The 24,851-nt window shown below is 59.6% G+C and carries 20 protein-coding genes; 18 read left to right on the plus strand and 2 right to left on the minus strand.

Annotated features, from left to right (window positions below; translation table 11 throughout):
- Positions 1-57: 57 nt before the first annotated feature.
- On the plus strand, positions 58-651 hold the full coding sequence (locus tag AB4N84_RS01755; RefSeq protein ID WP_460044992.1) for a 2-hydroxychromene-2-carboxylate isomerase: 594 nt from the start codon (positions 58-60) through the stop codon (positions 649-651).
- A 60-nt stretch (positions 652-711) separates the two neighbouring features.
- Here AB4N84_RS01755 and AB4N84_RS01760 read toward each other — a convergent pair whose 3' ends face one another.
- Positions 712-2,520 carry an aminopeptidase P family protein gene (locus AB4N84_RS01760; protein ID WP_460044994.1) on the minus strand — a complete coding sequence of 603 codons (1,809 nt, stop codon included), beginning with the start codon at positions 2,518-2,520 and terminating at the stop codon, positions 712-714.
- Between the two features lie 905 nt (positions 2,521-3,425).
- Between AB4N84_RS01760 and AB4N84_RS01765 the strand changes: the two genes are divergently transcribed.
- The 17 genes from AB4N84_RS01765 to ssuE all read left to right on the plus strand — a co-directional run bounded on the left by AB4N84_RS01765 (position 3,426) and on the right by ssuE (position 24,051).
- Positions 3,426-4,211, plus strand: a complete 786-nt coding sequence (locus AB4N84_RS01765; protein ID WP_460044995.1) for a hypothetical protein — start codon at positions 3,426-3,428, stop codon at positions 4,209-4,211.
- A gap of 82 nt (positions 4,212-4,293) precedes the next feature.
- On the plus strand, positions 4,294-5,415 hold the full coding sequence (locus AB4N84_RS01770; RefSeq protein ID WP_074758518.1) for a DegT/DnrJ/EryC1/StrS family aminotransferase: 1,122 nt from the start codon (positions 4,294-4,296) through the stop codon (positions 5,413-5,415).
- A gap of 48 nt (positions 5,416-5,463) precedes the next feature.
- On the plus strand, positions 5,464-6,978 hold the full coding sequence (locus AB4N84_RS01775) for a lipopolysaccharide biosynthesis protein (protein WP_460044996.1): 1,515 nt from the start codon (positions 5,464-5,466) through the stop codon (positions 6,976-6,978).
- A gap of 14 nt (positions 6,979-6,992) precedes the next feature.
- Complete coding sequence (locus AB4N84_RS01780; protein ID WP_074758514.1) at positions 6,993-7,922, plus strand: glycosyltransferase family 2 protein; 930 nt, start codon at positions 6,993-6,995, stop codon at positions 7,920-7,922.
- Complete coding sequence (locus AB4N84_RS01785; protein ID WP_074758512.1) at positions 7,912-8,364, plus strand: low molecular weight protein-tyrosine-phosphatase; 453 nt, start codon at positions 7,912-7,914, stop codon at positions 8,362-8,364. Before AB4N84_RS01780 ends, AB4N84_RS01785 begins: the two co-directional genes overlap by 11 nt.
- Positions 8,365-10,581, plus strand: a complete 2,217-nt coding sequence (locus tag AB4N84_RS01790; RefSeq protein WP_074758510.1) for a polysaccharide biosynthesis tyrosine autokinase — start codon at positions 8,365-8,367, stop codon at positions 10,579-10,581. It abuts the gene before it with no gap.
- Between the two features lie 37 nt (positions 10,582-10,618).
- A complete protein-coding gene (locus AB4N84_RS01795) occupies positions 10,619-11,419 on the plus strand; it encodes a WbqC family protein (protein ID WP_074758508.1) in 801 nt (266 codons plus the stop codon).
- A gap of 6 nt (positions 11,420-11,425) precedes the next feature.
- Positions 11,426-11,950: a transcription/translation regulatory transformer protein RfaH gene (gene rfaH / locus AB4N84_RS01800; protein ID WP_074758506.1), complete on the plus strand. Its 525-nt coding sequence runs from the start codon at positions 11,426-11,428 to the stop codon at positions 11,948-11,950.
- 264 nt (positions 11,951-12,214) lie between these two features.
- Complete coding sequence (locus AB4N84_RS01805) at positions 12,215-13,216, plus strand: glycosyltransferase (RefSeq protein ID WP_460044997.1); 1,002 nt, start codon at positions 12,215-12,217, stop codon at positions 13,214-13,216.
- Complete coding sequence (locus AB4N84_RS01810) at positions 13,213-14,463, plus strand: glycosyltransferase family 4 protein (RefSeq protein WP_074758502.1); 1,251 nt, start codon at positions 13,213-13,215, stop codon at positions 14,461-14,463. The genes AB4N84_RS01805 and AB4N84_RS01810 overlap by 4 nt, the downstream gene beginning before the upstream one ends.
- 102 nt (positions 14,464-14,565) lie before the next feature.
- On the plus strand, positions 14,566-15,888 hold the full coding sequence (locus tag AB4N84_RS01815; protein WP_460044998.1) for a hypothetical protein: 1,323 nt from the start codon (positions 14,566-14,568) through the stop codon (positions 15,886-15,888).
- Positions 15,889-15,999: 111 nt separating this feature from the next.
- Positions 16,000-17,121: a glycosyltransferase family 4 protein gene (locus tag AB4N84_RS01820; protein WP_460045000.1), complete on the plus strand. Its 1,122-nt coding sequence runs from the start codon at positions 16,000-16,002 to the stop codon at positions 17,119-17,121.
- 9 nt (positions 17,122-17,130) lie between these two features.
- On the plus strand, positions 17,131-18,171 hold the full coding sequence (locus AB4N84_RS01825) for an acyltransferase family protein (RefSeq protein ID WP_460045002.1): 1,041 nt from the start codon (positions 17,131-17,133) through the stop codon (positions 18,169-18,171).
- Positions 18,172-18,267: 96 nt separating this feature from the next.
- Positions 18,268-19,506 carry a glycosyltransferase family 4 protein gene (locus tag AB4N84_RS01830; protein WP_460045004.1) on the plus strand — a complete coding sequence of 413 codons (1,239 nt, stop codon included), beginning with the start codon at positions 18,268-18,270 and terminating at the stop codon, positions 19,504-19,506.
- Between the two features lie 13 nt (positions 19,507-19,519).
- Positions 19,520-20,932 carry an undecaprenyl-phosphate glucose phosphotransferase gene (locus tag AB4N84_RS01835; protein WP_460045005.1) on the plus strand — a complete coding sequence of 471 codons (1,413 nt, stop codon included), beginning with the start codon at positions 19,520-19,522 and terminating at the stop codon, positions 20,930-20,932.
- Between the two features lie 180 nt (positions 20,933-21,112).
- Positions 21,113-22,195 carry a polysaccharide biosynthesis/export family protein gene (locus AB4N84_RS01840; protein WP_074758492.1) on the plus strand — a complete coding sequence of 361 codons (1,083 nt, stop codon included), beginning with the start codon at positions 21,113-21,115 and terminating at the stop codon, positions 22,193-22,195.
- Positions 22,196-23,469: 1,274 nt separating this feature from the next.
- On the plus strand, positions 23,470-24,051 hold the full coding sequence (gene ssuE / locus AB4N84_RS01845; RefSeq protein ID WP_460045006.1) for an NADPH-dependent FMN reductase: 582 nt from the start codon (positions 23,470-23,472) through the stop codon (positions 24,049-24,051).
- Between the two features lie 177 nt (positions 24,052-24,228).
- On the opposite strand, the gene AB4N84_RS01850 is transcribed toward ssuE, so the two are convergent.
- Positions 24,229-24,834 (minus strand): LysE family translocator, encoded by a 606-nt coding sequence (locus AB4N84_RS01850; protein ID WP_460046916.1) that lies wholly within the window; start codon positions 24,832-24,834, stop codon positions 24,229-24,231.
- Between the last annotated feature and the right edge of the window lie 17 nt (positions 24,835-24,851).

The raw sequence follows: 24,851 nt of genomic DNA on the forward strand, positions 1-24,851 counted from the left end.
GCCCCCGCCCTATCACCCATAACAACCTCACCTCTCTATAGAAGAAGGAAGCCGGCGATGAGCAAAACCGTGGAGTTCTACTTCGACGTGGGCAGCCCGACCAGTTACCTCGCGTACACGCAGCTTCAAAAGGTCTGTGATGAAACCGGCAGCACACTGAGCTTCCGACCGATGCTGCTTGGCGGGGTGTTCAAGGCCACGGGCAACGCTTCCCCCAATGAGGTCCCCGCCAAAGCGCGTTACTCGGTTATCGATCTCGACCGCTTTGCCAGGCGCTATGGCGTCCCGCTGGTGTTCAATCCCTATTTCCCGATCAATACGCTGAACCTGATGCGCGCCATCGTTGCCGTGCAGCGCCTGCAACCGGAGCGGTTCATTGAGTTCCTCGAGCTGACGTTCAAGGCGATGTGGATCGACGCCCGCAATCTCAACGATCCAGGCGTTCTGAGTACGACATTAAAGGAAGGTGGCTTCGACCCTGCGCAGGTGTTCGGCTGGGTCAACGACACGCAGGTGAAGGAAACGCTGAAAGCAGCGACCGAGGCGGCCGTTGCGCGGGGTATTTTCGGGGCGCCGAGCATGTTTGTCGGGAACGACCTGTTCTTTGGTCAGGATCGCGTCGACTTTGTAAGGGAAGCGCTCACCGCCTGATACCAGGTTGCGGGGAAGGCACGACATCGCCGCACAAGGCGGCGATGTCGTGAGACTCAATCAGACAGCAGCCGTGCGAGTGTTCAGCCATGCCAGCGGAGCACCTTCCAGCAGCGGGCTCAAACGTGCTTTGACCTCAGCGTGATAAGCGTTCAACCAGTCGCGCTCTTCTTGAGTCAGCACACTCACCTCGATGCAACGGGTGTCGATCGGGCACAGCGTCAGCGTTTCGAATTTGAGGAACTCGCCAAATTCGGTCTTGCCCGCCTCCTGATTGATCACCAGGTTTTCGATACGAACGCCCCACTGCCCCGGTCGATACGTGCCGGGCTCGATGGAGGTGATCATTCCCGGTTGCATCGCCGTCTGCGGCGTCGCCGGTGCCTGATAGGCAATGACCTGCGGGCCTTCATGCACATTGAGGAAATAGCCCACACCATGGCCGGTGCCGTGACCGTAGTTGACGCCCTCGGCCCAGATCGGCGCACGAGCGATAGCATCCAGCAACGGTGAAAGAATGCCGCGCGGGAAATGCGCGCGAGACAACGCGATCACGCCTTTGAGCACACGGGTGCAATCACGCTTCTGCTCGGCGGTCGGTGTGCCAACCGGCACCATGCGGGTGATGTCCGTGGTGCCGCCCAGATACTGGCCGCCGGAGTCGATGAGCAAAAGGCCGTCGCCTTCGATCTGTGAGTGCTCCTCTTGCGTCGCGCGATAGTGCGGCATCGCACCGTTGCCGTTGAAACCGGCGATGGTCGCGAAGCTCTGCGAGACATAGCCCGGACGCTTCGCCCGTGCAGCACTGAGCTTCTCGTCAATGGTCAGCTCGCTGACGGGTTCGTGACCCAGTGCCGATTCCAGCCAGGCGAAGAATTCGCACAACGCGGCGCCGTCCTGCTCCATGGCCTGACGAATGTGGGCGGTATCCGCCGCGCTTTTCTGCGATTTGAACAGCGTCGTCGGGTTCAGTCCTTCGACCAGCGTCACTTCGCTGTCCAGGTAATCGAGCAGACCGCACGTCACCCGTGCCGGATCGACCAGCAGGCGCGCCTCACGCGGGACCTCGCGCAACGCCGCGCCGATGCTGGTGTACTCACGCAAGGTGATGCCTTCGCTCTCCAGCGTTTTACGCAATGCAGGGTTCACCTTTTCAGAGGCCACAAAGAGGCTGACGCTGTCAGGGCCGATCAGCGCAAAGGAAATGAACACCGGGTTATAGGAAACATCTTCGCCGCGCAGGTTGAACAGCCAGGCGATGTCATCCAGTGTCGCCAGGAAATGCCAGTCGGCGCCGCGCTCGGCCAATACCCCACGCAACCGGGTCAGCTTGTCGCTGCGCAGCTGGGTAGCCTGCGGGGCCACGTGCTCATAAATAGCCTGGGGCGGCAGCGTCGGACGACCGTCCCACAGTTCGGTCAGCGGATCGAGGTCCGTGCGCAGCCTGGCGCCCTTCGCGTACAGATTGCTGGCCAGCGTGCGCGAAGACGCCACCGCCAATACGGCACCGTCGACGGCCACCACCGAGTCGGCCTTCGCCTGTTCGGCCAGCCATTCAAGCGGGCCGGGTTGCCCAGGCTGCAGTTTGACCAGCTCGATCCCGCTTCCTGACAGTTCTTTGGTCGCCTGCTCCCAGTAACGGCTGTCGGCCCAGACGCCGGCGAAGTCTTGCGTGACGATCAACGTCCCCACCGAACCGTGAAAACCCGACAGCCACTGCCGGCCTTGCCAGTAGCCTGGCAGGTATTCGGAAAGATGAGGGTCGGCCGACGGCACCAGCCAGGCATCGATACCTTCGCGACTCATCAGGGCGCGCGCCTGCGCCAGGCGTTGCGCCACCACTCCATTGGTTTTCGACTGCGTATTCATTGACTCTCCTGACCCGAAATGTGTGCGTCACAACGGCCAGATAATGGCGGACGCATCGTTCAGGAGCAACCTCGTACAGAACGTCATGGATGACAGGTACTAAAAGGACGAGCAGCACGGTTCGTACTCGCCCGAAAATCGACGACATAAACCTTCACTAAAAGTTGCGCGAGGACTTCATTGTTTTATTAAAGCCCCCCAATACTGGGTAAAACATAAACGAGACAGCTTCTTTATTACATGCATTAGGGCGCTCGGCACTTTTCAACTTTAACCCTTCAACTTACCCGTTCAATTAATGAGCGCCATAAAACCGATCCTCCCCACCCGCGCCCGCTTTCTGGCGTTGGAAAAATGCCAATCCGTCATTTTTACGTGACTCACGGCCCTTACACAGGAGGCCATACAAAGCGTCAGCGCACCGTGATAGGGCGCTGATGGTTTTTTGACTGCTATATAAATCAATGAGTTAGATCGATAGAATTCCCGCTTATCAAAAATTTAACAGAATGTTGGCGAAATAATTTGACAGACACTGCGCCGCCGTCGATATATATGCCTGTCCATTGTTTTCTTGTTGTTAGCTGCGTAGCCGCAGAGCTGCGCGCAGAAGACATTGCGATTTCATCACTCTGTACCTGCCAACGAAGTTAATGAACACAACGGTGCGTTGCTTGCGCCGGTGGGCAATTGTTGGCTGTAAGAAAATTTTCAAAATTACTGAAAGTGCTCGGTAGGGCGGTAGCTTTGCCCAACGACTTGATAAGGCAATCCTGTTCAAGCGTTCGACAGGCACCGTCCACTTCCGAAAAGAACGGCAGGATCTGCAGATTCGGGCGGTAGCGTGCCTGAGGCACTGAATCACCCTGCCGTGTCCTTCCCACGTGTCAAGAGGACGCGATGCAATGCCCCTATCATTCGACATGGATGAGCAGCTGGTACTCCGCCTGGCTGACGAAATCGATACCAACGGCTTTGCAAAACTGAGCGGTGCCGTCACTGATTCCGATCTGCAACAGTTACGCACCTGGACTGACGAGCAAGCGCAGAAACATCAGGGCGAATACTTTGCGTATCACGGCGAAGCGATGCTGGGGGAAAGCCTGCTGGCGAGCTACTGGGCTGACCCGCGCTTCAAGTCGCTGCTTGCCGGCCTTTATAGGCACGCGGCACAGACCGACGCCCCCAGCGACCGAATCTTCCCGGTCCTGCGCTGCGTCCAGGGCAACCAAGGCAAACGCGAATCCAACAGCTTTCACTACGACGCCAGCCTGGTGACCGCACTTATTCCCGTGTTCATCCCGACCGAAGGTGAAGAGCGCGGTGATCTGATGCTGTTTCCCAATATTCGTCGCGTACGTACCTGGGTGTTGTTCAACGTTTTCGAGAAGGCGCTGCTGCAGAACACCTTCACCCGAGGCTGGATCATCAAGGGCATGCAGCGCAACTGGCTCAAGCCTTACATCCTGCGCCTGGAGCCGGGCAACGTTTACTTCTTCTGGGGCTATCGCACCCTGCACGCCAACAAGCCGTGCGGCCCGGAGGTCAAGCGCGCGACGGCGCTGTTCCATTTCGGTGACCCACATACAGGAAGTCTGGCGACTCGCCTGATCCTCAGGATCAACCAGGGTCGGGCACGACGGATGAGCAACAAAGCCGGCAACCAGCCACCCGCTCCCACACAGAGCTAGCCCGGTTCGCACACGTTCACGCCCCGAAAGCATGGCTGCCTCACACAACGCCTTAAGCATTGCGTCAGAAATGGAGAATTCGATGATCAACGTAACCAAAACCTACCTGGGCGATATCGACAAGTTCAAGACTTACGTCGAAGGCATCTATTCCCGTGGCTGGCTGACCAACCATGGGCCGTTGGTGTGTGAATTGGAGCAGCGCCTCAAAGACTATCTGGGCGTCAAGCACGTCATCCTCACCAACAATGGCACCCTCGCCCTTCAGGTTGCCTACCGCGCTCTGGGCCTGAGCGGCAGCGCGGTGACCACGCCGTTCAGCTTCGTGGCCACCAGCAGCTCACTGCAGTGGGAAGGCATTCGCCCGATCTTCGCTGACATCGACGCGCAGACCTGGAACATTTCGCCGGAGCACATCGAAAGCCGCATCGTCTCGGACACCACGGCCATCGTCGGCACTCACGTGTTCGGCAACCCTTGTGCCGTAGAACGCATCGAAGAAATCGCCCGCCGTCGCAATCTTAAAGTGGTGTACGACGGCGCGCATGCCTTCGCCGTGCGTCACGCCGGGCAGTCGGTGCTGAACTGGGGCGACATCAGCACGTTGAGCTTTCACGCAACCAAGCTGTTCCACACCATTGAAGGCGGCGCGATCATCACCAATGACGATGAGCTCGCACGTCGCGTTCACCTGCTGTGCAACTTCGGCATCGTTGACGTCGACAAGATCGACGGCATCGGCATCAACGCCAAGCTCAACGAATTCTCGGCCGCAATGGGCCTGTGCATCCTCGACGACATCGAGAACATCCTTCAGCAGCGCGCGGAAATCGCTCACCGCTACACCACGCGCCTGGGCGATTACGTCGACCTGCAAAAGCCGGAAGACAACAGCCAGCTCAACAACAGCTACTACCCGATCGCCCTGAGCGACGAACAGCAGTTGTTGCGCCTGCGCAGCGCCCTGAACACCAACGGCATCAATCCACGCCGTTACTTCTACCCATCGCTGGACACGCTGGAATACCTGCAACCGCAGGCGGCGCAAACCGCCTCGCGCTCCTTGAGCGAACGCGTGCTGTGCCTGCCGATCTACCCGGGCCTGCAGTTGGAGGATCAGGAACGCGTGATCAACACCGTGATCGCCGAATGCAGTCTGGGCCGCGCGCCGTATCGCACACCGAACCTGGCACAGGTCATCTAGTACCCGGTTCCGGGAAGACGCATACGTTTTGGCGAGAAAGGACACCCCATGCAAACCAAACGCTCAGTCATACGCAACACTGCGTTGAGCTATGCAGGACAAGCCTACACGCTGCTGGTGGGCATCCTGATCATGCCGTTTTACCTCGGCCACATGGGTGCCGAGGCGTACGGCCTGATCGGATTCTTCTCGGTACTGCAGGCCTGGCTGCAATTGCTGGACGCGGGTCTGTCGCCAAGCCTGGTCCGGGCGGTGGCGCATCAACAAGGTGCCGACCTCGCCGACCGGCATTCGGGACGCCTGCTGCGTTCGTTCGAAATCATCTTCCTGCCGCTGGCGAGCCTGTGCTGCATCGCGATGTACCTGGGCAGCGACTGGATCGCGGTGCGCTGGCTCAATGCCAAGGAGCTCTCGACACAGACGCTGATCGAATGCATCTGCCTGATGGGCATCGTGATCGCGCTGCGTCTGTACTCAACGCTTTATAAAAGCGGGATTCAAGGCCTTGAACAACACGCCTGGCTGAACATCGCCAACGTCATCATCGCCACCCTGCGCTACTTCGGCGGGTTGTTTCTGGTGAGCACGATTTCCAGCGACCCGGTGCTGTTTTTTGAGTTTCAGGTGCTGGTGGGCGTGGTCGAAACAGTGATCTTCGCTGCCCGCGCCTACCAACAGATGCCGACGCCCTCCTGGCTGACCGGCTTCGACTGGCAACTGGTCAAACCTATCATCCCGTTCGCAGCGAGCATGTCGGGCACGGCGGTGATGTGGATCGTGCTGACCCAGATCGACAAGGTGCTGCTGTCGGAGCTGCTACCGCTCAACGAGTACGGTTACTTCTCGCTGGTGGCGCTGATCACCACCGGCATCATGATGCTGAGCAATCCCTTGGCGCAGACGTTGTTGCCGCGACTGACCGTGCTGATGGCCGAGGGGCGTCGCGATGACATGCACGCGTTGTTCCTCGCGGCCAACCGTTTTGTCTGCACGTTCCTGTTTCCGCTGGCGGCGCTGATTGCCTTGCACGCTCACGAGATGGTCTACGCCTGGTCCGGCGACGAGCCCGCCGCCGAATGGAGCCGCTCGGTGTTGCCGTGGTATTCGCTGGGCAGCGCGATCATGGCGGTCAGTGCCTTTCAGTTCTACTTGCAGTACGCCTACGGGCAGATGCGGCTGCACGTCTGGTACAGCGTCGTTTCAGCCGTGATCACCGTGCCGACGATGTTTGCGGCGATTCATTACCAAGGCGCTTTTGGCGCTGCCATTGCCTGGTTCGTCTTGCGCCTGGTGTCGTTCGCCATCTGGCCCATGATCGTTCACCAGCGCCTGGCGCCGGGCATTCACAGCCAGTGGCTGCGCGACATCATCCGCATCAGCGTGATGACTGCCGTGGGCCTGGCAATCAGCGAACCTGTGTTACGCATGATCGCCAGCGAAAGCCGCATCAACACGTTTTTGGGTCTGGCCGTCAGCGGCCTGATCACGCTGATGGTGGTAGCAGCAAGCTACAAGCCACTGGTGACGAAGATTTCCGTCCTGTTCAGCAAACCGAGTCTCTAAACGAGTATTAAGCCATGGATGCTACTAGCAAAAAGACGAGCCCTTCGCCGTCTGCCGCACCCCTGGTCAGCATCGTCTGCCCAGCCTACAACCAGGAAGCCTACGTCGCTCAGACGCTGGAAGGCTTTCTGATGCAGCAAACCACGTTTGACTTCGAGATCCTTGTCAACGACGACGCCTCCACGGATGGAACAGCCCGCATCATTGCCGACTACGTCAAGCGCTACCCGACGTTGATCCGCGCCTTCTATCACGAGACGAACCAGTATTCGCAAGGCAACCCATCGGTACCGCGCCTGTTCGGTGAGGCCCGTGGCCGCTACATCGCTTACTGCGAAGCCGACGATTACTGGACCGACCCGCGCAAGCTGCAAATCCAGGTGGACTTTCTCGAAAGCCACCCCGATTACGCCCTGACGTACCACGACGCCATTTCCTTCGACACCAACGGCCAATACGGCATTCAGCTGCAAGACGAGCTTCGCGCTGACGCCACGGCCCTGGGGTTGCAGAAGGCGCGCCCGATCTCGACGCTGACCACCGTGTTTCGCAACGTCTTCGACTCACTGCCCAAAGAACTCGCTGCGGCGCCTTTGAACGATCTGGTCTGGTGGTCGCTGCTGGGTGCCTACGGCAAGGGCAAATTCATGGGTGAGATCAAGCCTGCGATGTATCGCCTGCACCCGGGCGGTGTGTTCTCCATGCGTTCCAACAAGCGAAAGCTGCACATGGCCCTGCAGACGTCCGGCGCGCTGGCCAACTACTACAACCGCCTGGGTAACGATGAACTCTACGAGTACTTCCTGATGCAACTGGTCGGCTACTCGCTCTCCGCGATCACCCCTCAGCGCAAGGTTCAGACCCTGTTGCAAGTCGGGCGAAATTTCAGCACCAACATCGGCAAGAGACTGATGACGACGCTTAACAAAGGCCATGTTCAGTAACGTATTGGTGGTCTGCGTCGGCAATATCTGTCGCAGCCCCATGGCCGAAGCCATGTTCCGACAGCGCGTGCAGAACGACCGCATCGTGATTTCGTCGGCAGGCACCCACGCCATGCTCAGCTCCACCATGGACCCACTCGCCAGGGCCGTGTTGCAGGTCAACGGTGTCGAGGCACACCGGCACAAGAGCCGACAGGTGGTTCGGCAAATGCTCTACGACGCGGACTTGATCCTGCTCATGGAGCACCGCCAGACCCAAAGCGTGCTCAAGCTCGCCCCCGAGGTGCGCGGCAAGACGTTTCTGATTGGCAAATGGCAACAAGAACTGGAAATAGCCGACCCGTACCGGCGCCCGAAACTAGCCTTTGAACAGACCTACGAGCAGCTTTCGCGTTGCGTCGACGACTGGCTTCCTTATCTTCAGTCAGGAGATCCAAGATAAATGACCGCTATGAACCGTACTTCCCTGGACGAGGTCCAGGACTCCCGGATCGATTTGGCGACTATCTTGCGCACACTTTTCGATCACAAGGGAATGATTGCATCGATCATCGGTGTCTGCGTCCTGATTGGCGTGACCTACGCCGTGCTCGCGACACCGATCTTTCAGGCCAACGCGATGATTCAGATCGAGCCGAAGAAAATCGGCATCGAGGGCCGCACCGAAATCAGCGCCAAGCCGCTGTCGGTGTCCCAGGCGACCACCGAGATCGAGCTGATCAAATCCCGCGCGGTGCTGGGCAAGGTCGTTGACGACCTGAAGCTCAACATCATTCAGAAACCCAAATACGTACCGGGCATCGGCGCCTACATGGCCCGTCACTTCAAGCCTGATCACGACGGTGAACTGGCCTCGCCCCTCCTGGGTCTGGACAGCTACGCGTGGGGTGGCGAGAAGATCGACATCTTCCAGCTGGAAGTGCCTGACGCTCTGCTGGGCGACAAGCTGACCATGGTCGTGGACAAGCCTGACAGCTTCAGTCTGTATGACGAAGACCACAACAAGCTGCTCAGCGGCCCGGTCGGTCAAACCGTCGAAGGCAGTGGCGTGAAAATTCAGGTCGCGGCGCTCAATGGCCGTCCCGGCACCGAGTTTACCGTGATACGTCAGCGCACCCTGACCGCCGCCCTGGATTATCAGGACCGTCTGAAGATCATTGAAGCCGGCAAGGACTCGGGGATCGTTTACCTGTCAATTCAGGACGCCGATCCTGTGTTGGCCAAACGCATCCTCAATGAAGTCAGCCGCCTGTATGTGCGTCAGAACGTTGAGCGCAGTTCGGCCGAAGCCGCCCAGCGTCTGGAATTCCTGCGCTCGCAACTGCCTGCCGTGCGCAAGCAGCTGGAGCAGTCGGAAATCGCCCTGAACAACTTCCAGACCAGCGCCAAGTCGGTGGACCTGAGCGTGGAGACCAAATCGGTCCTGGACCAGGTGGTCAAGCTGGAAGGCACGCTGTCTGACCTGAAGATGAAGCGCGTCGACGTCGAGCGTCTGTACACCCCTGAGCACCCGACCTATCGCGGCCTGATGACTCAGATCAGTCAGGTGGAAGCCCAGAAAGCAGCCTTGCTGAAGAAAATCGAAACCCTGCCCGCCACCCAACAGGAACTGCTGCGCCTGACTCGCGACATGCAAGTCACCTCGCAGACCTACACCCTGTTGCTGGACAAGAGCCAGGAGCAAGACATTCTTCGTGCCGGCAGCATCGGGAACGTGCGCATCATCGACAACGCCGACGCCAACGTCGAAGAGCCGGTCAAGCCGATGAAGAAAATCATCGTGCTGGTCGCCGCCCTCGTCGGTCTGCTGCTGGCCGTGGCCACCGTGTTCGTCCGCCAGGCGTTCTATCGCGGTGTGGACAACCCGGACGTCATTGAGAACCTTGGCATGCCGGTCTACGCATCGCTGCCGTATTCGCGTCAGCAGGAACGCATGGACAAGGCAAGCCAGAGCCGCGGTGGCAGCAAGGAACCTCGCCTGCTCAGCGTCAGCGCGCCAACGGAGCTGGCGATCGAATCGTTGCGCAGTCTGCGCACCAGCCTGCATTTCGCGATGCTCGAAGCCCGCAACAACGTGCTAATGATTTCCAGCCCGACGCCGGGCGTGGGCAAGTCGTTCGTCTCCAGCAACCTGGCGGTGATCATTGCCCAGACCGGCAAACGCGTGCTGTTGATCGACGCCGACATGCGCAAAGGCTACCTGCACAAGCTGTTCAACCTGACGCCCAAGCACGGTCTGTCCGACACCCTGGCCGCCCGTTTGAAGAGCAAGGAAGTGATCAACCACACCGAAGTGCGCAACCTGGACTTCATTTCCTGTGGATTCGCGGCGCCCAACCCGTCGGAGCTGTTGATGCATGACAACTTCAACAAGTTGATCACCGACCTGTCACCGCTGTACGACCTGGTGATCGTCGACACCCCGCCAATCCTGGCCGTCACCGACGCCACGCTGGTGGGCCGTCAATCCGGTACGTGCCTGCTGGTCACCCGGTTCGGGCTGAGCACCGCCAAGGAAATCGAAGCGTGCAAACGCCGCCTGCTGCACAACGGCATCCTGATCAAGGGTGCAATCTTCAACGGCGTCCTGCGCAAGGCCTCGACCGCCGACTATGACTGCGCAGCCTATGGCTACGACTACACCACGGTTCGCAAATGACCGCGCTGTGAGTCACTGAAGTAAAGGAGACGTATTGATGGCCAGGACCATTGCAGTGATGCAACCCTATCTCTTTCCTTATCTGGGTTACTTTCAGCTCATCGCCGCTGCAGACGTCTTCGTCCTGGGAGACGATCTGCAATATGTGCGGTCCGGCTGGGTCAACCGCAATCGCATTCTGCATAACGATGAAGCGCGGCTGATCACCTTCCCGCTGAAGAAAGACCGCTTTCAGTTGCAGATCAATCAACGGCAACTGTGCGATCACTTCAGCGATGAGGCCGAACGGCTGATTCGCCTGATTGCCGAGAGTTATAAAGAAGCGCCCTATTTCGCTCAGGTCATGCCGCTGGTCGAACGCCTGATCCACTTCCCACAACCGAACATCTCGCTGTACGCCGAACATGCAATTCGTGAAATGTGTGCTTATCTACACATCGTCACGCCGATCATGCGCAGTTCTGACCTGATTCTTGGCAGCCCTGTCGACAAACAGGAGCGCATCATCCGTATCGCGCATACGTTCGAGGCGACGACGTTTATCACGCCCGAGGGCGGATCGGTGGTGTATGACCGCGATCACTTTGCGCGCAACCGCTTACTGGTGAGGTTTTTCCGGATGAATCCGGTGGAGTATCGGCAGTTCAGGCAACCTTTCGTCGCCAACCTGTCCATCATCGACGTGCTGATGTTCAACTGCGTCGAGCAGGTCCAGCAGATGCTGACCCAATACCGACTGGACAAGCACCCGCCCGCTGCCGAACCCGGCGTGCTGGCCAGACTGACGCAACACCCTGAGCCAGTTTCAACCCTGTCGAACCGCATTGCAGTGGAGTGAAGAATTATGTCTCATGCCGACAGTAACCCGAGCAGCCCAGCGCGCTGGTACCTGATTCAAACCAAACCTCGCCAGGAAGGCCGTGCTCAGGAACACCTGCAGCGTCAGCATTTCGAATGCTACCGACCGGTCAAGCATGGCGAAAAGAAACGCGGCTCCCGCGCCCCGTCCGAAGAGGAACTGTTCCCCGGCTACCTGTTCATCCGCATGGACCAGACCAACGATAACTGGTACCCGATCCGCTCCACCCGGGGCGTGGCGCGTATCGTGACCTTCGGCGGTTTGCCGGTGCCGGTGAAAGACGCGCTGATCGAGCAGATCCGTGAACGCCTGCTCGCACCGCCACCCAAAGAGACCTTTCAGCACGGCGACACCGTGCGAATCACCGCAGACGGCTTCAACGACGTCGAGGCGATTTTCCTCGCGGCCGACGGTGATGAACGTGCCGTGATCCTGCTCAACCTGCTGCAACGCGAACAGAAAGTGACCTTGCCGGTCAGCAGCCTGTCGCGGATGGAAGCGCGGGCTTGATCTGATGCCTGCGGGCACCTGGAGCGCATCCAGACGTCTCACCGCGATACCTGTAGGAGCGAGGCTTGTCCCGCGATCGGCGGGGAACCCGTCGTAAAATCAGTAAATGCGGTTCGTCTGATCCACCGCATGCAAAGATTTACTGCCGATGCCCGGCAGATCGCGGGACAAGCCACGCTCCTACAGAACTACCTCAACAGCACTCCAGATTCCCTCGGGGCTGACACTTTCAGCCTCTTGAACCCCTTTCGCCCGGAACTCACCATGACCCACAAGACAACGCTGGTGACGCTCACCTATGGTGATCGTTTCAATTACCTGCACACGCTGGTCAGCCGATCGCTCGAGAGCCCGCTCATCGACCGTGTGATCATCGTCAGCAATGCCTCCACCGCGCCGCTGGAAACATTGCGTCGCACCTGGCCGGGCCAGGTGAGCGTCATCTACCTGCATGAAAACACTGGATCGGCCCGTGGTTACTCGGTAGGCATTCAGGCCGCACTGGATGCGGGCGCCGAACACATCTGGCTGATGGACGATGACAACGCACCAACGATCAACGCGATCGCCACGCTGCACAAGGTGCTTGAAGAGCGCAAAATCGTCGACGGCGATGACAAGGCCGCCGTGCTGGGCTTTCGTCCCACGCATCAGGCCGACATTGCCGCCGGTGTGCCGAAGCGTTTTGCGATTCAATTGCGCTCCAGCTTCTTTGGCTTCCACATCGCGCAACTGCCTTACAAGGTCTGGCGTCGCCTGCCATGGGGCGCGCCGCAGAGCCCGCAGAGCAAACTGCCGATGGTGCAGTTGCCCTTCGCGACCTACGGCGGCTTGCTTGCCCACCGCAACCTGTACCGCAGAATCGGCCTGCCGCTGGATGCGCTGCTGCTCTACGCCGACGACAGCGAATACACCTGGCGCATCACGGCAGGCGGCGGACGGATTTTCCTGGTTCCGGACGCTGTGCTCGATGACTTGGAGAACTCCTGGAACATCAAGGCCCACACCAACAACATCTACGAAAGTTTCCTGTTGGGCGGTTCGGACTTGCGGGCCTACTACGGCGCGCGCAACCAGGCCTGGTTCGACAAGAACATCTGGGCCAATTCGTCGCTGCTGTACAGCCTCAACCGCTGGGTGTTCTTCCGGCTGTTGCGGTTGATCGCCAAGCGGCGCGGCGCTGAAGAGCGTCTGGGTTTGATCGAAAAAGCCATCCGTGACGGTGAGTCCGGCGTACTGGGTCTGAATCAGTCGTATCCACTATGAAAATACTGTTCATCAGCAGCCTGTATTCACCTCACGTCGGCGGCGGCGCGGAGATCATTCTTCAGCGCACCGTCGAAGGCCTGCAACAACGCGGCTGCCAGGTCAGCGTGCTGGTGACCGGTCCCGACGCGGGGCTGGCCACCGACACCGTGAATGGTGTGAAGGTGTACCGCGCCGGTTTGCATAATTTCTACTGGCACTTCGGCGCACAGCGGCCGGGACGCCTGGCGCGCCTGGGCTGGCACCTGCGCGACCGCTACAACGGCGCGATGCGCTCGTACGTAAAGCAAGTGATCAAGGACGAGCAACCGCAACTGGTCGTGTGCCATAACCTGTCCGGTTGGTCAGTGTCGGTGTGGGACGAGATCACCGCTGCCGAACTGCCGATCGTGCAGGTGTTGCACGACATGTACCTGATGTGCCCGAGCAGCAACATGTTCAAGCGCGGTCAGTGCTGCCAGCAGCAATGCAGCAGCTGCCAGTCGTTTCGCAAGGGTCATGACGCCCGCTCCGCACAGGTTTCGGCGGTGGTCGGGGTCAGCCAGTTCATTCTCGACAAGCTGCAAAAGCGCGGTTATTTCAGCGCGGCGAAAGGGTATGTGGTGCACAACGCGAGCCCGTATGCCGCGGTGCGCAACTCACCGAGCAAGCAGCGCCAGCTCGATCCGTCGATGAAAAAAGCGCCTTTGCGTTTCGGATATATGGGCACCCTGTCCGAGCAGAAAGGCGTACGCTGGCTCATCGAACAGTTTCAGCGTCTGCCGTTTGACGCCACTCTGCAGCTTGCCGGCCGTGGTCAGGCCAGCGACGAAGCAGCCTTCAAGGCTCTGGCGACATCGCCGAACATCAGTTTCGTCGGTTACCAGAAACCCGAAGCGTTTTACAGCCAGATCGATGTCGCCATCGTGCCATCCCTCTGGAATGAACCGTTCGGTATGGTCGCAGTCGAGGCGTGCGCGCACTCGGTACCCGTAATCGCCAGCCGCATGGGCGGGTTGCCGGAAATCATCCAGGACCCGCTCAACGGTTTGCTCTGCAGCCCGAATGATCCTGACTCGCTGGGGCACGCGATGCTTCGACTGCATCAACAACCGGACCTGCTGGCCCGCTTGAGCAGTCAGGCGCGTGTCAGTGTCGCCGCGCTGCTGAATCTGGAGCTGATGCTCGACAGTTACGAAAGCATCTTCGCCCAGACATTGCTGGACAACATTGCGCACCGCGACCCGGCCTTGCCTCACACGGTTTGAAGACGCCCGGCCTTGCCTACGCGCGATGCCGATCCACTTGCCGACGGCCCGAGACCTACCTGAGCATGCGCTCCGGACCGTGCCTCTTCATTGAGACAAGCCATGCCCATCAAGCGCCTGACGAGGTTACGACGACATTCTGCGTTTCTGCTGCTGGGGTGGTTCATCAGCTGCGCAAGCATTGCCGACGATACCTTCATCATCGGGGTCGATACCCACCTGATGAACAAAAACACAACGTCGGCCAAGGCCTTGCAATTGCTCGAAGCGGCGGGCGTGGATTCAGTGCGTGATGACGCTTACTGGTCCAGTGCCGAGCCCCGACGAGGCTTGATGAGAATTGAACCGGCCTGGCAGGCGTACTTGAGCAAGGCTCAGGAGCATCATTTACGGCCGCTGCTGGTGCTCGGTTACGGCAACCCGTTCTACGACAACTACGCCAAACCGCGAAAACCCAATGTGCGCGAGGCCTACGGCAACTACGTCAGCTTCGTGACCAAGCAGCTGACCGACAGCGTGGACTTCTATGAGATCTGGAACGAATGGGACAAGGAGAACCCCGTTGACCCGGCGTTTGCCAAGGACTACAGCGTCCTGATCGAAGAAGCGTCCCGGCGCATTCGCAGTAACCAGAGACCGATGGTGATCCTCGCGGGTGCGGTCACCAGCCAAGGGATGGATTTGGGCTTTGCGGATCGGCTGGTCGAGTCGGGAATCCTCAATCACGTCGACGGCTTGTCGCTGCATCCTTACGTGCATTGCCGCTCGGATGAACGCAACACCCCGGAAAACTGGATTGCCTGGCTCAGGCGGATCAACGAAGACCTCAAGGAGAAGACCAAAAACAAAACGGACGTGCCGCTGTACCTGACCGAAATGGGCTGGCCCAGCAACACAGGACGCTGCGGCGGCGACGAGAAGACGCAGGCAGCCTTTCTGGCGCGCAGCTTCTTTCTGGCCCAGACGATGCCGAACATCAAAGGCATGTGGTGGAACGGTCTGCTCAACGATGGCCCCGACAACAGCGACCCCGAGCAGAACTTTGGTCTGCTCAACCAGGACCTGAGCATCAAGCAGGCTTACCTGACGCTGAAAGCCATCAGCCCGACGCTGCATCAGTTCCGGTATGACGCCGAGAAGAGTCGTGAGATCGACTCGCAGTATCTGTTGCGGTTTGCCCGGGGTTCGGATCAGGTGATGGTCGCCTGGACGGCCGGTTTGCCCAGACCGATCAAGGTGGACGCCAGCAGCGTGTTACGCGGCAATGTGCAGTACATCGATACCCGCGAGCCCCAGAACGGCCAGGTCGACAGTGGCATTCCCTGGAACTGCAACGAGGGCCGCTGCTCGGCACAGATACCGATCGATGAGTTCCCGAAAATAATAAGCCTGGGCACCCGCCCTGCCCTGTTCGCCTTGCCCTGATTCATCTCTTCATCTTTTTCACGTCCGCATTGAGAGCGCCCCTTCACTCAGGGCGCTCCCGGACCTTTGCGTCGCGTATGACTCATTTACCTCTTCAACAGGTCGTCCACCATGATTGTGATCAATGCACGCTTTCTCACTCAGGAGTTGCGCGGCGTTCAACGCTTCGCCGAACAGACCTGTCTGGCGCTCAAGCAACAACGCGACGACGTGGTCTTCGTCGCCCCTCATGGCATCAAGATGCACGACAGCGCCAAGGCACTGGACGTGCAGTGCATCGGTCGCAACAGCGGCCACCTGTGGGAACAGCTGGACTTGCCGCTGTATCTGAAACGCCAGGGCAGCCCGCTGCTGATTTCGTTGTGCAGCACGGCGCCGCTGTTTTACGGCAATCAGATCGCAACCCACCACGACGTGACCTATGTGCGTCACCCGGAAAGCTACACCCGGATGTTTCGCCTGCTGTACCGGACCATGACACCGATCATGCTGTCGCGGATCAAGGCCCTGCTGACCGTCAGCAATTTCTCGAAGGGCGAGATATCGCAGTTCTACAACTACCCGGAAAAGAAGATCTTCGTGGTGCCCAACGCCGTGAGCGGGGCCTTTCAGCCCGGCCCGCCGCTCAAGGACCAACCGGAATACCTGCTGGCCGTGTCTTCGCCCAGCGCGCACAAAAACTTCAGCCGCATGATTCAGGCGTTCCTGATGCTACGCGACCACGATGATCTGGAATTGCACATCGTCGGTGGCGCCAGTGACGTGTTCGCCGATGACAACCTGCAACGCCTGGCCAGCCGCGACCGGCGCATTCGCTTTCTCGGTCGGTTGAACGATGACGAACTGATTGCCCAATACCAGGGCGCCACGGCGTTTGTGTTTCCTTCGCTGTACGAAGGGTTCGGCATCCCGCCGCTGGAAGCGCAGGCCTGTGGGTGCCCGGTGCTGGCCGCCAACGCCGCGTCGATTCCCGAAGTGCTGCAGGCCAGCGCGTTGTATTTCGACCCGATGGACATCACGCACATGGCCTCGGCCATGGAGCGGATTCTCACGGATCTGCCGCTGCGCCAGTCATTGCGCCGGCGCGGCCTGAACAATGTGGCGCGCTTTTCCTGGGACGAATCGGCACGCCGTGTCTCTCAACGCATCGACGCGTTGCTGAATCAGCCCAGGGATCGTCGCGCCAGCACCGGCAACGACGCGCTGCGTCGCGAATCCTCCAGCAAGCTTTGAGGCATGCCCATGAAACGTCTGGCCTATCTCGATGCGCTGCGTGGCGTCGCAGCGTTGATGGTGGTGTTCACCCACCTGTTCTTGCCGGTCATCGGTCATGCCTGGGTCTTCGACGCCCTGATCGACCCCGGCAAGCTCGGCGTGCTGTGGTTTTTCATGATCAGCGGCGTGGTGATTCCTTACAGCCTCAAGCCGGTGCCCGACGGCGCGCGGCGCTTTCTGATCTCGCGCTTCATGCGGTTGTATCCGGCGTACTGGGTGTCGCTGCTGCTGTTCGTGGTGATGCTGGGCCTGACCGGCGCACCGCTGCCGCCGCTCAAACAGGTCATCGCCAACCTGACGATGGTGCAAGCGGCACTGGGGTTTGACGATGTCATCGGTCTGTACTGGACGCTGTTCATCGAGCTGGTGTTCTACGGACTGTGCCTGGCGCTGTTCATGGGCGGCAAGCTGTACGACCAGACGTTTCGCGCGCGCTGCTCGCTGGCCTTTCTGCTGATGGCGTTGGCGATGGGTGTGGTTCGCGCGCTGACCGAACGCAAGCTGCCGGTGGCCTTGCCGCTGGCGCTCTCGCTGATGTTCTTCGGTTCGGTGTGGCGTCAATGGTTGCTGGCCGAACACAGCCAGGAGCTGACACGTAACCTCAAGATGCTGTTGATTGCGTTTGTGGTGCTGCTGCCACCGACGCTGATCATGGCGTATCACCAGGACATGGGCACCGGGGAAACCTGGGGCCGTTACTGCTTCACCTACGCCGTGGCGATCAGCAGTTTTCTGCTGCTGACCCGTAGCGTGCGCCTGGACCACCCCGCCCTGGTGTGGTTGGGCGCGGTGAGCTACTCGCTGTACCTGTTGCACCCGACGATGGGGATGCTGGCCGAGTTCGTGCTGGCACGCACCGGGGCGTCAGCGCTGATCGTCGCGCTGTTCGCCACGCTATTGACGCTGGGTGCCGCTCATCTGTGTTTCCACTTCATCGAAGCGCCTTTTATCCAGCTTGGAAAACGCCTCAATAATCGCAAAGCCAAGACGCAACCGTTAAGCGTCTGAAGTAGAGCCTGCGCAAATATCAACGCTTTGGGGAAATCCTCGCGAGCTTCGCTCGACGTGCCGGATTTCTGTAAGCCGTTACTGCAGAGAATTCCAATGAAAATCGCAATCGTCCACGACTGGCTGGTGACGTATGCCGGTGCCGAAAGGGTTTTGGCATCGTTGATTAAAATCTGGCCCGAGGCGGATCTGTTCTCCGTCATCGACTTTCTCAGCGACCAGGACCGCGCCCAATTGGGCGGCAAGGTCGCCACCACCACCTTCATCCAGCGCCTGCCCAAAGCCAAAACCAAATACCAGCGCTATCTGCCGTTGATGCCGCTGGCCATCGAGCAGCTCGACCTGTCCGGCTACGACCTGATCATCAGCAGCAGCCACGCCGTCGCCAAAGGCGTGCTGTGCGGCCCGGACCAACTGCACGTCAGCTACGTGCACTCGCCCATTCGCTACGCGTGGGACCTGCAGCACCAGTACCTGAAAGAAGCCAACATGAGCGCTGGCTTCAAAGGCAAAGTGGCGCGGATGATCCTGCATTACATGCGCATGTGGGATCAGCGCACCGCCGCCGGCGTGGACGATTTCATCGCCAACTCGCACTTCATCGGCGCGCGCATCACCAAGTCGTATCGCCGCGAGTCGACCGTGATTTATCCGCCGGTCGACACCCGCGGTTTCACGATCCAGGAAGAAAAGCAGGACTACTACTTCACCGCCTCGCGCATGGTCCCCTACAAGCGCATGCCGATGATCGTCGAAGCCTTCGCAGCGATGCCGGACAAGCGTCTGGTCATGGTCGGTGACGGTCCGGAAATGGAAAAGGCCAAGGCCATTGCCGCCAACGCGCCGAATGTCACCCTGCTCGGTTACCAGCCGTTCGCGGTGTTGCAGGAACACATGCGCAACGCCAAGGCATTTGTGTTTGCCGCTGAAGAAGACTTTGGCATCAGCCCGGTGGAAGCCCAGGCGTGCGGCACGCCGGTCATCGCCTTCGGCAAGGGTGGCGTGCTGGAAACGGTCTGTGGCCTGGATCACCCGCAACCGACCGGGGTGTTCTACCAAGAGCAAAGCGTCCCGTCGCTGATCGCGGCGATAGAGACGTTCGAGGCGTCAGGTGACCGCATTACCGCGCACGCCTGCCGGGCCAACGCCGAGCGTTTCAGCGAAGCGCGCTTCGAGCAAGAGATGCGGCAATTCGTCGAGCTGCGCTTGAGCGCCTCGCGTCAGGCCCGTCTGTCCATGCAGTTCCGCGCGACTCAGATTCCTCCGACCCTGGTCGCGCCCACGTTACATGCCAACGATGTATCCGCCCGCGTTGTTCCGATCAAATCCGTCTGAGCGAGCACAGAATATGAGCACACCACTTCGCGGCATCTTGCATGCTCATCAATCGACGTTGTCCGTCGCCCACCGTTTGCTGGACCTGGCGGTGATCACCCTGGGCGGTTACAGCGTCAACCTGTTCACCGGCACCCCGATGAGCACCGAAACATGGATGCAGATTCTGCTGGCCGCGGTGGCCTTCCACTGGCTGGCCGAATATCACCAGTTGTACGGCTCCTGGCGCGGCGAACGCATCCTGCGTGAACTGCTGAAAGTCGCCAACTATTGGGGACTGGCCTTCGTCCTGCTGCTGTTCGTGGACTACATGCTGTTGCAGCCCGACAATCTGGCGGACAACAGCCAGATGGCCTGGTTTGCCGCCGTGCTGGTCGCACTGTGTGGCTATCGCCTGGCCATTCGCAGCCTGCTGCACACACTGCGCAGCCACGGATTCAACACCCGCCGCGTGGCGATTGTCGGCACCGGTCACTGTGGCGAACGCCTGGCGTTGTCCATCGAGCGAGCACCCTGGATGGGCCTGAACCTGCTGGGGTTTTACGACGAGTCGCCCGAGCAGATGGACCTGGCGCGCATTGGCCGACGCATTCCGGTACTGGGCGATCTGGACGCACTGATCCAGGACGCCCGCGACGGCAAGATCGACAAGGTCTACATCACCCTGACCCTGGGCGCGCAAGCGCGTCTGCAGGAGTTGATCAAAGGCCTCAGCGACACCACCGCCTCGGTCTACGTGATTCCTGACGTGTTCATGTTCGAGTTGCTGCACGCCCGTAGCGAAAGCATCAACGGGTTGCCGAGCATCAGCATTTTCGACTCGCCCATGGATGGCGCCTGGAGCATGGTCAAGCGCGTGGAAGACATCGTGCTGTCGAGTGTGATCCTGACGATGATTGCCCTGCCCTTGATGCTGATTGCCCTGGCGATCAAATTCACCTCGCCAGGCCCGGTGCTGTTTCGTCAGCGCCGCTATGGCCTGGACGGTCGTCCGATCATGGTCTGGAAATTCCGCAGCATGAGCGTGCAGGAAAACGGCGTTGTGGTGACCCAGGCCACGCGCAACGACAGCCGTATCACGCCACTGGGCGCGTTCCTGCGTCGCACGTCGCTTGATGAGCTGCCGCAATTTTTCAACGTGCTGCGCGGCGACATGTCCATCGTCGGCCCGCGCCCTCACGCGGTGGCGCACAACGAGCAGTACCGCAAGCAGGTGTCGGGCTACATGTTGCGGCACAAGGTCAAGCCAGGCATCACCGGCTGGGCACAGATCAATGGCTGGCGCGGCGAAACCGACACGCTGGACAAAATGCAGAAACGCGTGGAATTCGACCTGCAGTACATCGAGCACTGGTCGGTCTGGCTGGACATGAAAATCATCCTGCTGACGCTCTTCAAAGGCTTCGTCAACAAGAACGCCTTCTAAACGCTCGTTAAAAAAAAGAATGTCTGCCAATAACAACAAAGATGGCCGATGGCTACTAAGCTCGGCGGGAGGTGCTTGAGTGTTTGAACGATTGTGATCCGAAGTTCGGTGTAAGTAAGGGATGCAACGAAATCACTGCGGTGCCAGTACGCACCTTTTAGGATTAGAAGGAACATTCATATGAAAGTAACGTTAGCGGTAGTGCTGCTTTCCAGTCTGGTTTTGCAAGGCTGCGCATTCGCCCCTGGTCAATACATGTCCCTCGATGATGTAACCGATAAAGACCCGGACGGTCCCGCGGTCACCCTCGTCAATATCACCCCTACCACCCTGGCCCAACAGCAGAAATCGGCTGCGGCGATGACCAAACCACTGCCACCTGAGCTGCTGAGTTACAAGACGCCTGAATACATCGTCGGCCCAGGCGACACCTTGCTGGTCACGGTGTTCGAACACCCTGAGCTGACCGCTCCGGGTTCCCAGGATCAGCTCGACGCAAACACCCGGGAAGTGCTGCACGACGGCACCGTGTTCTTCCCCTATGTCGGTCGTATCCAGGCCGGTGGCAAGACCGTTTCCCAGATCCGTGAACAGCTGCGCATGGGCCTGGCGCCGCAGTACACCGAGGTCAAGGTCGACGTCAAAGTGCTGCGTTACAACAGCCAGCGCGTGTTGCTGTCGGGTGCGTTCAAAACGCCTGGCCCACAGCCGGTCACCAACATTCCGCTGAGCCTGGTTCAGGCCATCAGCCAGGCTGGTGTTGATCTGACCGACGCCAACCTCGCCGGCCTGACCCTGCGTCGCGACGGCAAGGATTACGTGATCGACGTTGATTCGCTCAACCGCAAGGATTCGCAGCTGAGCAAGATTTACTTGAAAGACGGCGACTATCTGCACCTGAACAGCAACTCCAAGAACAAGATTTACGTGTTGGGCGAGGTTCAGCGTCCACAGGTGATCTCGTTCAGCACCACCAGCGTGACGCTGCTTGAGGCGCTGGGTACCTCCGGTGGCTTGAGCCCCGATGCGGCCGATGGTGAGGCGGTGTACGTGATTCGTGCGCAGGATGCGACGCATTCGGCCACGGTGTATCACTTGAACGCGAAGAAGCCGACCGCTTATGCATTGGCCAAAGGGTTTGAGCTGGCGGCGCAGGATGTGGTGTTCGTGGGGCCTGCGAACATTACCCGCTGGAGCCGTTATGTGAGTCAACTGCTGGGTTCGAACAACATCATCCAGACGGGTGCGATGTTCCGGAACTGATGGCTGTTTCGAGCGGCAACTTTCGGGTTGTCGGTTAAGCGTAAGACGAAAGCCAAAATCCCCGCAGAGGCCGACTGCGGGGATTTTTTTGGGCTTTTTTTGGGGTTGGGGGGCTGGGGGTGCTGGGGTTGGGGGGGTGCATCCTTGATTTCGGTGGCGCCTGTAGGTTTGGCCTAACGGCCAAACTCTTCCGCCTTCGGCGGGTTACTTGAAAAGACCCCAAGTAACCAAGGGTCCTATGCTCCTGGTTGGGCCCGACTTCGTCGGGTTCCTTCACTCCGGCGACGCTCCGTGGGCCCGCCGCCATCGGCCATCCATGGCCGGGGGCGGCTCTCGCGGCATCCATGCCGCTCGGCCCACTCCGCGTCGCCTGCGTTCAGCCTGCACCCAAGTCGCGTTTGGTGGTGCCTGGACTGGCGCGGACATGAACAACGCGGGCTGGAGCTAACGCTCTTCGCATTCTTGGTCCGTGCATCGGCCTGCCGCACACCACCCTGTAGGAGCGCGCTTGCCCGCGATCTGCCGCGTAGCGGCAGCAAATCCGGTGCATGCGGTGTATCAGATACAACCGAGTCGCCTGATTTTGCTACCGCTGCGCGGTAGATCGCGGGCAAGCGCGCTCCTACGCCTTCGGCAGAATCAAAAGCGGGGCAGAGAACTGCTGCTCTCGCTTTTGATCTTCATACCGACAACGTTCAGACGACACAAAACGCGACTTGGGTGCAGGCCAAACGCAGACGATGCGCAGTGGGCCGAGCGGCATGGATGCCGCGAGAGCGCTGCTAGGACATGGATGTCCGTTCAGCGCGGGCCCACGGAGCGTCGTCGGAGTGCGGGTACCCGACGCAGGAGGGCCAAACCAGGAGCAGGGCCTTTTTGGTTACTTTTTCGGCTCTTGGAAAAAGTGACCCGCTGTAAGAGCGGAACCGTAATCAGCGCCACCCTCAATAATGGATATACACTCAGAACCCAATGCCCACCCTGACACCAGCCATGACCGTGAACCCTGAACCCTGAACCCTGAACATCCAAGTGTTTCCCCAGCAACAGCCAATCAACAGTTACCCCCTCCAGAATCAATCATTCCCTCCAAACACATTCCCCCTGAACCCCCTAAAGCCCCCGGTTTCACGGCCGTTCAGGACCATCGCCGAGCCTGGCACGCATGCTGCTTTGAACCTTCCAAAGGGTCTATCCGCCCATCCCATCGCGTTAACCGCGACCTGCACGGTGCCACGCAGCACCTCGGGTGACCGACCCCAAGGACCTACGACATGTTGGTAGTTTCAATCTCAGGCAGCCCCTCCACCCGCTCCCGCTCCGGCGTGGTGCTCAGACACGCCGCGCAATGGCTGGCCGATCACGGCGTAGACGTGAAGGCCGTACGCATTCAGGACTTCAATGCCGAAGACCTGCTATACGCCCGGTTCGACAGCCCCGAAGTCACTGCCTTCATCGATGCCGTGACCAAGGCCGACGGGCTGTTGATCGGCACCCCGGTGTACAAAGCGTCGTTCTCCGGCGCACTGAAAACCCTGCTGGACCTGCTGCCAGAACGCTCGCTGCACGGCAAAGTCGTGTTGCCGCTGGCCACCGGCGGCAGCATCGCCCATATGCTGGCCGTGGATTACGCCTTGAAGCCGGTGCTGTCCGCGCTCAAATGCCAGGAAGTGCTGCACGGCGTCTTCGCCATCGACAGCCAGATCAGCTACGGCGACAACGACCTCGGCGGCGATCTGGACGAGCTGCTGACCCAGCGCCTGCAAGACGGCCTGGAGCATTTTCATCTCGGTCTGCAGCACCGCACAAACGCGCGGCACAAGGAAGCGGGTGGGCATTTGAAGCTGGCGTTGTGATCGCCCTTCACAACAATCATCCCGCCGAACGCAGATCAACTGTGGGAGCGAATTCATTCGCGAAAGATGGCTCATGCAAAAGAGAGGTGTTGATCCTGCCGGCCAATCGCGAATGAATTCGCTCCCACAGGAGATTGCGGTCTGAGCCACCGCTCGCTCGGTCAGAAGCCGATGCGATCAATGCTCCAGCAACGGATACAACGACAACACCAGCAACGCCGCCATCACCCCGTTGAACACCCGCAACCACAACGGATCGCGCAACACATTGCGCAACAGGCTGCCAAACCCCGCCCACAGACTCACGGCGGGCAAATTGACGATGCCAAACACCAAGGCAATGATCGCGACATTCGTGAAGTAGCCATTCATGGGCGTGTAGGTGCTGATCGCGCCGATCGCCATGACCCACGCCTTGGGGTTCACCCATTGAAATGCCGCCGCGCTCAGGTAACTCATGGGCCGGGCATTGCTCTGATCACTGTCCTTGGCAGGGCCGGAAGTGGCGATCTTGTACGCCAGGTACAGCAAATACGCCGCGCCTGCGTATCGCAGCACGGTGTACAGAATCGGGTAGGCCTTGAACACCGCGCCCAATCCAAAGCCGACCGCCAGCACCATCAGCGCGAAGCCGCAGCTGATGCCGAGCATGTGTGGAATGGTGCGATTGAAACCGAAGTTCACGCCTGAAGACAACAGCATGGTGTTGTTCGGACCGGGCGTGATCGATGAAACGAAAGCGAACAGAATGAAGGCGAGCAGCAGGTCGGCAGTCAGCATGATGCGGGTCCAGGAATGTC

This window comes from Pseudomonas sp. S2_H01, from assembly GCF_054668305.1.